Origin of the sequence: Rheinheimera riviphila, from assembly GCF_004005945.1 — a bacterium.
GTDB lineage: Bacteria > Pseudomonadota > Gammaproteobacteria > Enterobacterales > Alteromonadaceae > Pararheinheimera > Pararheinheimera riviphila.
In genome coordinates this window covers 1-14338 of the sequence record NZ_SACS01000001.1, presented here as the reverse complement: position 1 = coordinate 14338, position 14338 = coordinate 1, and the positions used below count along the sequence as shown (strand labels likewise).

The window sequence follows — 14338 nt, the reverse complement described above, 5'->3', positions numbered from 1 at the left end:
CCGACAAATCAGCCCGCAAAAGGAACCATCCTATGAACGCAACGGATCGTCTGCAGTTCCATCAGCAGCTGCAACATGAACTGCGGGAAAACGGCATTGACGGTGAGCCATGGCAAAGTGGCGCCCGGACGCTGGATGGTTCGCCCTGGCTGATAGATGAGGCGCAGTGGCAACAGCTGGAACACGGGCTGGCGCAGCGCCACCGGTTGCTGGCGGCGGTATTGGCCGATTTATATGGCCCGCAGCAATTGCTGCAAGACCATATCATCCCAGCGGATTTACTTTATCTTTCAGGCAATTATCTGTTGCCAGCCTGTGGACTATTCAACGTTGCCAATGCAGGAGCTGATCCCTGCGCCTGGTTGCCGTTATTGTCTGCGGATGTCGGCAAAAATGCTGCCGGTGAATTCTGTGTGCTGGCTGATTTTAGTCAGTTGCCGGATGGCTTGGGTTATTTATTGGAACACCGGCTGGCGTTTAACCATTGCGGCAGTCAATTACCGGCACTTCCAAAAGCCCAGCTGGCCGGATTTTTTCGCCAGTTATTGCAGCTGTTACAACAACCGGCTGCCGATCGCAGTACGTTGGTGGGTTTATTGGCGCCGGTGGCGAAAAACGCCGGTTATTTTGAACAGGCATTCCTGGCCAATTATCTGGATATCGCGTTGGTGCATGGCGCGGATTTGATGTTTAAAGATGGTCGGCTCTGGCTAAAAACGCTGACCGGTTTGCAGCCGGTGGCGAGTTTATTACGGTATCTGGCCGATGCTAAAACCGATCCGCTGGAACTGGATGCATCCGGCAGTGGCTGCGCCGGACTACTGCAAAGTATTCGCCAGCAGCAATTATTTTGCGCCAATCCGCCGGGTACCAGTTTGCTAGATAGCGGATTGTTATTGCCCTTTATGCCAGCCTTGTGTGAGACGTTATTGGGCGAGCCACTATTATTGCCTTCGGCGCCGGCGTTGTGGCTTGGTGATGACCTGCAGTTGCAACAGTTTTGGGCGGCACCGGCGAATTATCGGTTGGTGGATCAGCGGGATGGGCGGCGCTATCACCTGAACTGCCACCTAAACGGCCACCTGAACCAGCTGGCGGCTGACAGCGCTTCTGACGGTTCATTCTCTGAACTTAAAGCCCAAATTCAGCAACAACCCGCCGCTTTTATTGCCATCGAATTACAACCACTCAGTCCCTTAGCCTGCTGGCATCCGACCGGGGGCGAACAAATGCTGGCCGGGCAATTGCGTTTATTTAGTTTGTTGCAGCCGGACAAAGTCAGTGTACTGCCGGGTGCTTATGCCAGACTTGCCTTGGACGCAATAGCACTACAAAACGCCGAAGTGCCACAAGCCGAGCTCACGGTAAAGGATGTCTGGGTGCTGGCCGATCGCGGTCAAACCAGCAGTTTATTGCAAAGCAGTGCCCAGCAATTGTCGTTATCGCGGCACAGCGGTTTGGTGCCAAGTCGGGTGGCTGACCATCTATTTTGGCTTGGCCGTTACAACGAAAGGTTAAATCTGATTTGTCGCGCGCTGCGTTCGGCGTTGCCACTTATTGCCAATCCAGAGGCCAATCGACAGGCCAATTCACAGTATGCGCCGGAAGCGGGTGAAGATGCGCTGGCGTTATTAAGATTTTGCCTGAAAGCCAATGGCAGTCAGTTGGTCGCTGCAGCGCATTTGTCATTGCCGGATTTGCTGGAGCAAATGTTCGAGCCACAAAATTCGACCGGCATTGTCGCGGTGCTGAAACATCTGCTGTTTAATGCGCAGTCGGTGCGGGAGTATTTCGGCGAAGATACCTGGTATGTATTAGATAAACTACAAAGCGCCATTTATCAGTGGCCGCAGCAATTAAAATGGCAGCAACCGGCAGCATTATTGCGCCAATTAGATGAAATCATTCTGCTGCAAACCGCTATTTATGGCCTGAACAATGAAACGATGAGCCGCACCCAAACGCTGCGGATGATGGACTTAGGCCAGCATCTGGAGCGGGCGCTGCAAACCTCGGCGTTACTGCAAACGGTGTTTGTGCCGCTGCAACCAGCACCAGCCACTAGTGCCGCTTTAATGGAAGCGGTGCTGCGGATGGCCGATACCTTAATGACCTACCGGCGGCGTTATCGCAGCGAACTCCACCCGCTGGCGATTATTGATTTGTTATTGCTGGACGATAGTACTCCAAGATCAGTAGGTTATCAGTGTGCCCGCATTCAACGCCAATGTGCCAAATTACCGCAACTGGCCGCATCGACGATGCTTAGTCCGGAGCAACGGATTGCGCTGGAGCTGGTGTCGCTATTGCAACTGGCGGACCCTCAAAGTTTGTTTGATAGTGAACAGCAGGCTACACCGGCGCTTGGCATGTTGCTGAATCAGTTGCAGCACCGATTGCGCCAATTGTCGGACAGCATTACCTTGTCGTATTTTAATCATGCGCAGCAGCACAGCGCCTGGCAGAGTTTTTGATGAAGCTTTTGTTGAAGAAGCAGATGAAGCGGCGAGCAGCCAGTAACCGGAGCGTGCATGAAGTACCAGCTTAGCCATCTGACCCGCTACCAATACCAGCAGCCGATTGCAAATAGCTATAATCTGGCCTGTCTACAGCCACGGCAATTACCTTATCAACAGGTGCTGCAAAGCTCAATACAGGTCACTCCCATTGCCAGCGGTTTGTATTCGCATCAGGACAGTTTTGGCAATGTGCGGCATTTTATTCATTTGCAGAGCCCGCATCAGGAATTGTCGGTGCTGGCGTCTTCGATTGTGGAAGTGCAACCACGTTATTTAGCCGGACAGTTAGCAAATGGGGTGGGTTTTGAGCAGTTGCAGCACTGTTTTTCTAACCAGTCGCAGCTCGAGCTGAACCCAGCCAGCACCGATCTGTTATTAGCCCGGCAATGTCGTTTTGCCACTCGGATGATCCCGTTGCTGCCTGATGCTGCTGCTTTGTGGGCGCAAGTGCAGCAGCCACACCGGACTGTGCTGGAAAACGTTGCAGCATTAACATCGTTGATTTTTAACGAGTTTCGTTATGATCCAGAATTCAGTTCAGTGATTACACCAGTCAGCGAAGTGTTGGCGCATCGACGTGGTGTTTGTCAGGATTTTGCCCAGCTTGCGATCAGTTGCCTGCGCGCAGTGGGTATTCCGGCGCGGTATGTCAGCGGTTATCTGGAAACCCAGCCGCCAGAAGGCTTTGAGCGCTTGGTTGGCGCTGATGCTTCCCACGCCTGGTTTGCGGTTTATGATCCAGAGTTAGGCTGGGTCGATTTTGACCCCACTAATAATTTATTACCGGACGAGCGCCATCTAACGTTGGCTTACGGCCGCGATTACGCCGATGTGGTGCCGCTCAAAGGGGTGTTGCAGGGTCTAGGCGAACATTTACTGGAAGTGGCAGTGGACGTGATGCCACTGCCTTAAACTTTCTTCAGATCTGACGTTTCAACTGATACAGCAATTCCAGCGCCTGTCGCGGGGTTAAATCATCCACCGCCAGTTGCCGTAATTGTTCCAGCAACGGATGTTCAGCCGCTTCCAATAACAAACTTTGTTGCAGCGGTTGCGGGGTAGCTGTTTGCTGCGCTGATGAAGCAGGCAATGCAGAGGTCCCTTGCTCCAGCTGTGCCAACTTTTGTTTCGCCTGTTCAATCACTTTTTTCGGCACACCAGCGAGCTGCGCCACCTGCAAGCCATAACTTTTGCTGGCAGCGCCATCTTGTACTTGATGCATAAACACAATATGTTCATCGTGCTCCACTGCATCCAGATGAATATTCACCACCCCCGGCAACAAACTGGCCAGTTCGGTCAGTTCAAAATAGTGGGTGGCGAATAACGTCAGCGCTTTAAGGCGGGTCGCCAGATAATCAGCACAAGCCCAGGCCAGCGACAAACCATCGTAAGTACTGGTGCCTCTACCAATTTCGTCCATTAGCACCAAACTTTGTGCCGTAGCGTGGTGCAAAATGGTGGCGGTTTCGGTCATTTCGACCATAAAGGTCGAACGGCCGGACGCCAGGTCGTCTGAAGCACCGATACGGGTAAAAATGCGATCAATAGGCCCCAAAGTTGCAGCGGCCGCCGGCACATAACTGCCAATATAAGCCATCAACACTATTAATGCGGTTTGGCGCATATAGGTCGATTTACCGCCCATATTCGGGCCAGTGACTAATAACATCCGGCGTTTTTCGTGCATCGACAACGGATTCGCGATAAAAGGTTCGCTGCTGACGGTTTCCACCACTGGATGGCGGCCAGCTTCGATGTTTAATCCGGTGGCTGCCACCAGCTTCGGCTGTTGATAATTCAAGGTAATAGCGCGCTCGGCAAAATTGCTGAGCACGTCCAGCTCTGATAATTGCGAAGCTAATAGCTGCAATTCAGAAAGATAAGGCGCCGTTAAATCAAATAGTTGATCATAAAGCTGTTTTTCCAAAGCTAAGGCTTTGCTTTGACTGCCCAGCACCTTGTCTTCGTATTCTTTCAGTTCCGGAATAATGTATCGCTCGTTGTTTTTCAGCGTTTGCCGGCGAATGTAGTCGGCAGGTACTGCATCGGCGGCGGCACGACCGGTTTCGATAAAATAACCAGCAACCCGGTTAAAACCAACTTTGAGCGAGGCAATGCCGGTACGGGCTTTTTCGCGTTGTTCTAGCTGTTCTAAATAGTCGGTGGCACCGGTTGCCAGCGCGCGCCACTGATCCAATTCTGCTGAATAACCGTCGGCAATCACGCCGCCGTCGCGGATCAATACCGGTGGCGCGTCAATAATGGCTCTTTCCAGCAAAGTGCAAAGCTCTGGTAATGGCTGACAATGCTGGCGGATTTGCGTTAATAAACTGGCTTGCAGTGGCGATAACGCTTGTTGCAACTGCGGCAATTGCTGCAGCGCCTGGCGTAATCGGGCGAAATCACGCGGCCGGGCTGAACGTAGCGCCAAGCGTGCGACAATCCGTTCGATATCGCCGATTTGTTTTAACTGCGGTTGTAGTTCCAGCCAATATTGCTGTAGCTCTGCTACCGACTGATGACGTTTGGTGACCAGCGCTTGATCCCGCAGCGGCGCATGGATCCAACGTTTTAATAAGCGGCTGCCCATCGCCGTTTGACATTGATCCAGTACCGAAGCCAGCGTTTGTTCAAACTGACCGTTTAAGCGTTGCGTCAGTTCCAGATTGCGCCGGGTAGCGGCGTCAAGCACGATGTGATCTTGTGAGCGTTCCAACGCAATCGATCGCAAATGCGGCAACGCGCTGCGCTGGGTATCTTTGACGTACTGCATCAGGCATCCGGCGGCCATTAACGCAACTGGAGCGTCGCTCACACCGAAACTTTGTAAATCGCGGGTGCCAAACTGCTGGCAAAGCGCCCGTTCGCTGCTGGCAAGATCAAACTCCCACAGTGGTCGGCGTCTGGCGCCTTTTCCTTTAATAATGTTGTCCGGCAGCTGATGATCTTCGCTGTATAACAATTCTGCCGGATTTAATCTCTGTAATACGCCATATAAGTCATCGAGTTGTGACACTTGGGTTAGCAGAAAGCGGCCAGAAGTTAAATCAAGATAAGCCAAACCAAATTGGTTTTTCTGCTGATACAAAGCCGCTAATAAATTATCCTGCCGCTCATTTAATAAGGCTTCGTCAGTGACCGTACCTGGCGTCACAATCCGCACTACCTTGCGTTCGACCGGGCCTTTACTGGTCGCAGGGTCACCAACTTGCTCGCAAATCGCCACCGATTCGCCAAGCGCTACCAGCCGCGCCAGATAGTTTTCCATCGCATGATGTGGCACGCCGGCCATCGGGATCGGCGAGCCTGCCGATTGACCACGTTTGGTTAGCGAAATATCCAGCAAGGCCGAGGCTTTTTTCGCATCATCGTAAAATAATTCGTAAAAATCACCCATCCGGTAAAACAGCAGAATGTCCGGATTTTCGGCCTTCAGGCCAAGGTACTGTTGCATCATCGGCGTGTGAGCGGGGAGAAATGTGCTGGAGGCTTGCTCGGTTTTTAGTTCTGACGGCATAATGAGGTTCTGTATTCCTGCATTGGACTAAAGATGACGGTTCCTGCCCAAACCCAGCTATTGGCGACTGAACTTGGTCAGCTATTATTACGGAAAAAATCCACTATCACCACTGCTGAATCCTGTACCGGCGGTGGTATCGCTTATAGCCTGACCGCCATTGCCGGCAGCTCTGCTTATCTGGATCGCAGTTTTATCACCTACAGCAATAAAGCCAAACAACAATTGTTGGCGGTTAAAAGCGCGACTTTGCTGCAGTTTGGCGCGGTAAGCCTGGAAACTGTCGCCGAAATGGCCACTGGCGCGGCACTCGCTGCCAATGCGCAGGTGGCGGTGGCAGTGTCTGGCATCGCAGGGCCTGACGGCGGTAGTGCGCTAAAACCGGTCGGCACTGTCTGTTTTGGCTTTCATTTGTTTGGTCACACCGTGACGACCCGGATGCTGTTTCACGGTGATCGTTGTGCAGTGCGGCAGCAGTCGATTGATTTTGCCCTGCAGCAACTGATTTTATTGTTGACAGAGGAAACGCATTCAACTACTGTATGAGCATACAGCATTTCATGCCTTTTCAGATTTTTAGCCGGAGATTCAGATGGACGACAACAAGCAAAAAGCACTGGCCGCAGCCTTAGGTCAAATTGAACGTCAGTTTGGTAAAGGTTCTATTATGCGGTTGGGTGACAGCACCGCGCTTGAGATCGATTTCATTCCAACAGGTTCGTTAGGTCTGGATATCGCCCTTGGTATTGGCGGTTTACCGTGCGGCCGGATCGTCGAAATTTATGGCCCTGAATCTTCTGGTAAAACGACGTTAACATTGCAAGTTGTCGCTGAAGCGCAAAAAATGGGTAAAACCTGTGCTTTTATCGATGCTGAACACGCTTTAGATCCACTGTATGCCGCTAAGTTAGGTGTCAATGTTGCAGACTTACTGGTCTCGCAGCCAGACACCGGTGAACAGGCGCTGGAAATTTGTGACATGTTAGTCCGTTCTGCCGCAGTTGACGTCATTATTGTCGACTCGGTGGCTGCACTGACACCAAAAGCAGAAATTGAAGGTGACATGGGCGACAGCCACGTGGGTTTACAAGCGCGTTTAATGTCACAAGCGCTGCGTAAATTGACCGGTAATATCAAACGTTCGAACACTTTAGTTATTTTCATCAACCAAATCCGGATGAAAATTGGGGTGATGTTTGGTTCACCAGAAACCACCACCGGCGGTAACGCCTTAAAATTCTACGCTTCAGTGCGTCTGGATATCCGTCGGATCGGTTCGGTGAAAGAAGGCGACGAAGTGGTGGGTAACGAAACCCGCGTCAAAGTGGTGAAAAACAAAGTAGCACCGCCGTTTAAACAAGCCGAATTTATTATTCAATATGGCTCTGGCATCAGCAAAAATGGCGAGTTGATTGACTTAGGTGTCAACGAGAAGCTGATTGATAAAGCCGGTGCCTGGTATGCCTATAAAGGCAACAAAATTGGCCAGGGTAAAGCGAACTCGATGAAGTTCCTGCAAGACAACCCAGCCATTGCGCTTGAAATCGAAACTGAGTTACGTAGCCGCTTGTTGTTAGCTGCGAAAAAAGGTACTGCGGCGGTGATTGAAGAAGTATCGCCGGAAGTTGAAGAGTTTGAAGAGCTGTAAAAACTTTTAGGCCGCGATCACAGTGGTCGGATTGGGTTGCAGTGGACTGACACTTTAACCTTTGATAAAAAACCAGCTGCGGCTGGTTTTTTTACGTTCTGCAAAATTGAATACGAGTAAATGTGCAGATCGGTTAAAGCGTCAGTCGACGGTTTTTGGAGTATTTAAAATGTTGTACTGCGCATGGTCCACTAAAAAACCGGCTCTGGTATAAATCAGCTCTATTTTCCCGCTGGCTCGCAGTTGTTTTAAGCCAGAATTTAAGGCGCTAAAAGCCGCTTTCCCTTGTGGATGGTTGCGGCTGATCACAAAATGACGGCTGTCATTTAACAGCACGGCTAGTTTTGGCACCATTTTTAAATGGATTTTTTCCAGCTGATAATGACCGCTCGGCGCGTTAAATAATGGCATCAGCATAAAATCAACCCACTGCATATGCACCATCCTGGCTTGGCTTAACCACTCGTCTTCACGGACCAACTGCTTTAAAGGCAAGGTTGATAATGTCTGCCAATCCGTTTGCCATTTTGGCGTCGACACTGCGGTCAGTTCTGCCAATTGGCCAACCGATGTCACAGCGAATACTTTTTTATTGTTTGGGCTGGCAAACAGTCCCGCCAGATATTGACCTTTTTTGATCACCGGATCGCTGATGTAAATTTTGTCAGCAATCGCCTTGGCATCAGTCAGCCAATAACTGTCAAAACTTAACAGCAACTCGCCATTTTCCAGCATTTTGGTATTTCGAAAATTGACCTTGCCGGGAATATAATTGAATTTTTTTGTGAACCCACCTAAGGCCAATGCCTGTTGCAGCACGACCATATCGGCGACATCCCGCCGTAGATAGGGACTATTAAATTCGGTGATCGACAGCACATCACGGCCATCGACAAATTTTAGATAGTCTTCATACACATCATCCCGGATATAAATATCGATTTGCTCTGTCGCTGTAACTGCAGACAGCCAAAAAAACAGTGCAATCGCCAAGCTATTACGAAAATGGGACATCGATAGTTTTCTCTGAATGACCTGTCCAAAGCATAGAGCTGAGTTGTCTATCTGCCAATTTTTATTTAGCCATCTAAACGTGTAGAAGTTGACTTCCTGGTCATTTTTCGCCAAAGTAGCAGCACTTTTTATCCTGCGTGGAGCTGTTATGCCAATTAAAGTTATTGATCAATTACCTGCCGTCGAAGCCTTGTCTGCGGAAAATGTATTTGTGATGACTGAAAGCAGGGCGGCGCAGCAGGATATTCGTCCGTTGAAAATTGCTATTCTGAATTTAATGCCAAATAAGGTGACCACCGAAATTCAGTTGTTACGGCTGTTAGCGAATAGTCCGCTGCAAGTCGATATCGACTTGATCCGGCTGGATAATCATGTCAGTAAACACACGCCGGAAAGTCATTTGAATTGTTTTTATAAGTATTTTTCTGATGTGCAGCAGCAAAATTACGACGGCCTGATAATTACCGGCGCACCTTTGGGGTTGGTGGACTATGAAGATGTCAGTTACTGGCCACAGCTTTCAGAAATTCTGGCCTGGGCTGATCGGCATGTCACTTCGACCTTGTTCTTATGCTGGGCGGCGCATGCAGCTTTGTACTACTACTATGGTTTGCAACGGGAAATTCGCGGCGACAAATTATCCGGCGTCTACTGGCAAGACGTAGTGCAACCGTTAAGCCCGCTAGTGCGCGGTTTTGACGATATGTTTTTAGTGCCACATTCACGGTATGCCCAGGTCCCAAAACAAAAATACCAGCAACACGCCGATATTCATGTGTTGGCGGAAGCCGATGTCACCGGCGCATATTTATTACAGAACAGCAGTGGCAGTCGGGTGTTTGTGACCGGGCACCCTGAGTATGATCTCACGACCTTAAACGACGAATATCAACGCGATGTCGGTGCTGGTCTGGATCCAAAAATTCCTGAAAATTACTTCAAACAGAACGATCCATCAAAAGGCCCGCAGAAACTGTGGCAAAGTCATGCCTTTTTATTGTTCAGCAACTGGCTGAACTATTATGTCTATCAGGCAACGCCATTTGATATCCAACAAATTGGCCAGGAGCGGGTGTAATGAGCAGTAAGCCAACAACAGCCAGATTGACGCCGCAGGCGCTTTCCACTTTATTATCGACACGAATTTTAGTGCTGGATGGCGCCATGGGCACGATGATCCAGTCATATCAGTTACAGGAAGCCGATTATCGCGGCGAAGAATTTGCCGATTGGCCGTCCGATCTCAAAGGCAATAACGATTTATTGGTACTGAGCAAACCAGACGTGATTCTGGAAATCCATCGCCAGTATCTGGCCGCGGGTGCAGACATTCTCGAAACCAACAGCTTTAACGCCACACCGATTGCGATGGCTGATTACGACATGTCGCATCTGTCGGCACGCATTAACCGCGAATCGGCGGCTTTAGCCCGCAAAGCCTGTGATGAATTTACTGCTTTAACGCCGGATAAACCACGTTATGTTGCTGGCGTGTTAGGCCCAACCAACAGAACAGCATCGATTTCGCCAGACGTCAACGACCCGGGTTATCGTAATGTCGATTTTGATACTTTGGTTGCTGCTTACACTGAGTCGACGCATGCATTAATTGAAGGTGGTGCCGACATCATTATGCTGGAAACCATTTTTGATACGCTAAATGCTAAAGCTGCGGCGTTCGCAGTACTGCAAGTGTTTGATGAAATTGGCTATAAATTGCCGGTGATGATTTCCGGTACTATCACCGATGCTTCCGGCCGCACTTTATCCGGCCAAACCACCGAAGCCTTTTACAATTCGCTGGCGCATGTGGAGCCTGTCACTTTTGGCTTAAATTGCGCATTAGGCCCGGATTTATTAAGGCCTTATGTCGAAACTTTATCCGGCATTTCAGAATGTTATGTCTCAGTGCACCCAAATGCTGGACTACCGAATGAATTTGGTGAATACGATTTAGGCGCCGTTGAGATGGCGGCAGAAATTAAAGACTGGGCGGCGCAAGGTTTCTTAAATATTGTCGGTGGTTGTTGCGGTACCACGCCTGAGCATATTAAAGCCATCAGCGACGTGGTTGCTGGCGTGAAGCCGCGCCAGCCGAAAGCGGTGTCGCATCAGTTTAATCTGGCCGGCCTTGAAGCCTTTTCGTTGGAGTGGTAATGCAACAAGTCAGATTTATCAACATTGGTGAACGCACCAACGTCACCGGCTCTGCCCGTTTTAAAAAACTTATTCTCGACGGCAAATATGAAGCCGCACTGCAGGTCGCCCGGCAACAAGTCGAAAGCGGCGCGCAAATTATCGATATCAATATGGACGAGGCGATGCTCGACAGCAAAGCCGCCATGGTCCGTTACCTGAATTTACTGGCGTCCGAGCCGGATATTTCCCGGGTGCCAATTATGGTCGATTCCTCGAAATGGGAAGTGATTGAAGCTGCGCTGAAATGCATTCAGGGCAAAGCTGTGGTCAATTCCATTTCACTCAAAGAAGGTGAAGCACAGTTTTTACATCAGGCGAAATTGCTGCGTCGTTACGGTGCTGCCGTGGTGGTGATGGCGTTTGACGAAGTTGGGCAGGCCGACACGCAAAAACGCAAAGTCGAAATTTGCCAACGCGCCTACAAAATCCTGGTCGAGCAAATTGGTTTCCCGCCACAAGACATTATCTTCGATCCGAACATTTTTGCGGTTGCGACAGGCATCGAAGAGCACAATAACTACGCCGTCGATTTTATCGAAGCCACCCGTGAAATCAAAAAGCTTTGCCCATACGCCAAAATCTCTGGTGGTGTCTCCAACGTCTCATTTTCGTTTCGCGGCAACGATCCGGTGCGCGAAGCTATTCACTCAGTGTTTTTGTATCACGCGATCAAAGCCGGCATGGATATGGGGATTGTCAATGCTGGTCAATTGGCGGTTTATGACGATATTCCTGAGTTGCTGCGGGAGCGGGTCGAGGATGTGATCCTCAATCGTCGTGATGATGCCACTGAACGTTTATTGGAAATTGCCGCGCAGTTTAAAGGCGATGGCAGCGTTGCTGTCAAGGAAGACGAAGCCTGGCGCAGTTGGCCGGTCAGTAAACGCCTTGAACATGCGTTGGTCAAAGGTATTACCGATTTTATTGATATCGATACCGAAGAAGCACGCCTGCAAGTCGAACGGCCACTACATGTGATTGAAGGTCCGCTGATGGACGGCATGAATGTGGTCGGCGATTTATTTGGTGAAGGCAAGATGTTCCTGCCGCAAGTGGTGAAATCGGCGCGGGTAATGAAAAAAGCCGTGGCTTATCTGCAACCTTATATAGAGCTGGAAAAAGCCGGTACCGGTGCCAGAGCGCAAGGCAAAGTGCTGATGGCGACCGTCAAGGGCGATGTGCACGATATCGGGAAGAATATTGTTGGTGTGGTGCTGCAGTGTAATAACTACGAAGTGATTGATCTTGGCGTGATGGTGCCTTGTGCGACCTTGCTGCAAAAAGCCAAAGAGCTGAACGTTGATATCATTGGATTATCGGGTTTAATTACGCCGTCCTTGGATGAAATGGTACATGTCGCCAAAGAGATGACGCGGCTTGGTTTTACCATTCCACTATTAATAGGTGGCGCCACCACATCAAAAGCCCACACCGCTATTAAAATTGCGCCGAATTATCAACATGGCGTGGTGTATGTGCCGAATGCCTCCCGCAGTGTTTCGGTGGTGCAATCTTTAATTAGCGCAACGCAAAAACCAGATTATCTGGCGCGGGTGAATGACGAATACCGCCGTGCGGTAGAACAACATCAACGGGCCCGCCCTGGTGAGAAGATGCTAACGTTGTCAGAGGCGCGCGAAAACAAGTTCAAACTGGATTTAACCAAAGTTGCGCCAGCGCCGAAAAAGCCAGGCATTCATATCTGGCACGATGTTGATCTGCAGAGATTGCGCGAGTTTATCGACTGGACGCCATTCTTTTTAACCTGGCAGTTGTCCGGTCGGTATCCGGCAATTTTGAATCACCCGGAAGTCGGTATCGAAGCGCGTAAGCTATTCCAAGATGCCAATGACATGCTGGATCTGATGATTGGTTCGCGTAAAGTTACAGGGCGGGCCATTTTTGGTCTGTTCCCTGCCAATAGTGAAGGTGACGACATTATTGTCTATACCGATGAAAGCCGCAGCGTCGAAAAACACCGTTTGTATAATCTGCGCCAGCAACTGCAGCTGCGTAACAATGCACCGAATAGCTGTCTGGGGGATTTTGTCGCGCCAGCCGCTTCTGGCATTGCCGACTATATAGGTGCCTTTGCTGTCAGCACCGGTTTTGGTGCTGATGAGTTTGCCGCTGAGTTTGCAGCCGCGCACGATGACTACAACAGTATTATGGTGAAAGCTCTGGCGGATCGTCTGGCCGAAGCGTTAGCTGAGTATCTGCATCAGCAAGTGCGTAAAGACTATTGGGGTTATGCCGCTGATGAAACATTGGATAACGAAGCGTTGATCCGCGAAGCTTATCAGGGGATTCGACCAGCACCTGGTTATCCGGCCTGTCCGGAGCACACCGAAAAAGGCACTTTGTTTGAAATGCTCAACGTCACCCCAGAGATTGGTTTAGAACTGACTGAGAGTTACGCCATGTGGCCAGGTGCAGCCGTGTCAGGTTGGTATTTTGCCCATCCGGATAGTAAGTACTTTGCAGTCAGTAAAATTGATGACGACCAGTTGATGGATTACGCTACCCGCAAAAACTTCACTAAAGAACAAGCGCAAATGTGGCTGGCACCTAATTTACGCTGAGAAGTTGTGCTTTATATAAAGCGCTGAGAAAAGGATTTCTCACTGAACTGCAGTTTTGTACCGGGTTTTGTGTTGAAAATGCCGGTTAAAAATACAAATTGTTTGTTTAATGTGCGGTTGAATTCAAAATGTCATATTTCTTCAAATTCCCGCTTGCGCCATTTTAAATACGCCCTATAATGCGCGCCATGCCACGGTGAGCAGCGAAAGCAGCGAACTGAGTGAGTTTGAAGAAAGTGAAAATAGTCGATAAAAAGACGCTTGACACGAACTGAAAACTGACTAAAATGGCCGCCTCGCAGCGACGAGGGGTTGAAAGACCCGAAAGTCGAAGTGAGGCAGAAAAGCCTTCGGGGTTTTCAAGGTAAGTCAGGTTGAGCAGCAGAGCTCATTCAAATAGTGAATTCTGCTGCTTGACTTAAATTCTGGGAAGTGTATTATTCGCCTCCCGCTTCGTAGTCGAAGCACGCTCTTTAACAATTAGCAATCAATCATCTGTGTGGGCACTCGTGAAAGAAGATTCGCAAAACGAATTAACTGAGTATGAGTGACCAGATAGTAAAATATTTAGTCAGTAATACTGAGCATGTCATTTCGGTGACAGAAAAAACTTTAATTGAAGAGTTTGATCATGGCTCAGATTGAACGCTGGCGGCAGGCCTAACACATGCAAGTCGAGCGGGGTTTTCGGACCTAGCGGCGGACGGGTGAGTAATGCGTAGGAAGCTACCCGATAGAGGGGGATACCAGTTGGAAACGACTGTTAATACCGCATAATGTCTACGGACCAAAGTGTGGGACCTTCGGGCCACATGCTATCGGATGCGCCTACGTGGGATTAGCTAGTTGGTGAGGT

General features: G+C 49.7%; 7 protein-coding genes, 1 rRNA gene and 1 pseudogene. 7 read left to right on the top strand and 2 right to left on the bottom strand.

The window, feature by feature from the left end; all coding sequences use genetic code 11:
• The first annotated feature begins 32 nt into the window (after positions 1-32).
• Positions 33-2474: a circularly permuted type 2 ATP-grasp protein gene (locus tag EOE67_RS00050; protein ID WP_127697030.1), complete on the top strand. Its 2442-nt coding sequence runs from the start codon at positions 33-35 to the stop codon at positions 2472-2474.
• 57 nt (positions 2475-2531) lie between these two features.
• The gene (locus tag EOE67_RS00045) at positions 2532-3431 is read left to right on the top strand and encodes a transglutaminase family protein (RefSeq protein ID WP_127697029.1); all 900 of its coding nucleotides are present in this window, start codon (positions 2532-2534) and stop codon (positions 3429-3431) included.
• A 7-nt stretch (positions 3432-3438) separates the two neighbouring features.
• On the opposite strand, the gene mutS is transcribed toward EOE67_RS00045, so the two are convergent.
• Positions 3439-6039 (bottom strand): DNA mismatch repair protein MutS, encoded by a 2601-nt coding sequence (mutS, locus tag EOE67_RS00040; RefSeq protein ID WP_127697028.1) that lies wholly within the window; start codon positions 6037-6039, stop codon positions 3439-3441.
• A 33-nt stretch (positions 6040-6072) separates the two neighbouring features.
• Between mutS and EOE67_RS00035 the strand changes: the two genes are divergently transcribed.
• The gene (locus EOE67_RS00035) at positions 6073-6585 is read left to right on the top strand and encodes a nicotinamide-nucleotide amidohydrolase family protein (protein WP_127697027.1); all 513 of its coding nucleotides are present in this window, start codon (positions 6073-6075) and stop codon (positions 6583-6585) included.
• Positions 6586-6631: 46 nt separating this feature from the next.
• Positions 6632-7687: a recombinase RecA gene (recA, locus tag EOE67_RS00030; RefSeq protein WP_127697026.1), complete on the top strand. Its 1056-nt coding sequence runs from the start codon at positions 6632-6634 to the stop codon at positions 7685-7687.
• Between the two features lie 141 nt (positions 7688-7828).
• Here recA and EOE67_RS00025 read toward each other — a convergent pair whose 3' ends face one another.
• Positions 7829-8701 carry a hypothetical protein gene (locus EOE67_RS00025; RefSeq protein WP_206099383.1) on the bottom strand — a complete coding sequence of 291 codons (873 nt, stop codon included), beginning with the start codon at positions 8699-8701 and terminating at the stop codon, positions 7829-7831.
• Positions 8702-8849: 148 nt separating this feature from the next.
• Here EOE67_RS00025 and metA point away from each other — a divergent pair, with 148 nt between their 5' ends.
• From metA to EOE67_RS00005, 3 genes and pseudogenes are all read left to right on the top strand, one after another.
• Positions 8850-9779, top strand: coding sequence for a homoserine O-acetyltransferase MetA (gene metA / locus EOE67_RS00020; protein ID WP_127697025.1), 930 nt, complete (start codon positions 8850-8852; stop codon positions 9777-9779).
• Positions 9779-13482, top strand: a pseudogene (metH, locus tag EOE67_RS00010) (methionine synthase). Before metA ends, metH begins: the two are co-directional and overlap by 1 nt.
• Positions 13483-14095: 613 nt before the next feature.
• Positions 14096-14338 (top strand): 16S ribosomal RNA (locus tag EOE67_RS00005); the annotation flags it as partial.

Excerpts from the sequence above, each read along its gene's own strand:
- mutS (WP_127697028.1), bottom strand. The coding sequence starts at position 6,039 with ATGCCGTCAGAACTAAAAACCGAGCAAGCCTCCAGCACATTTCTCCCC.
- EOE67_RS00035 (WP_127697027.1), top strand. The coding sequence starts at position 6,073 with ATGACGGTTCCTGCCCAAACCCAGCTATTGGCGACTGAACTTGGTCAG.
- recA (WP_127697026.1), top strand. The coding sequence starts at position 6,632 with ATGGACGACAACAAGCAAAAAGCACTGGCCGCAGCCTTAGGTCAAATT.
- EOE67_RS00050 (WP_127697030.1), top strand. The coding sequence starts at position 33 with ATGAACGCAACGGATCGTCTGCAGTTCCATCAGCAGCTGCAACATGAA.
- EOE67_RS00025 (WP_206099383.1), bottom strand. The coding sequence starts at position 8,701 with ATGTCCCATTTTCGTAATAGCTTGGCGATTGCACTGTTTTTTTGGCTG.
- EOE67_RS00045 (WP_127697029.1), top strand. The coding sequence starts at position 2,532 with ATGAAGTACCAGCTTAGCCATCTGACCCGCTACCAATACCAGCAGCCG.
- metA (WP_127697025.1), top strand. The coding sequence starts at position 8,850 with ATGCCAATTAAAGTTATTGATCAATTACCTGCCGTCGAAGCCTTGTCT.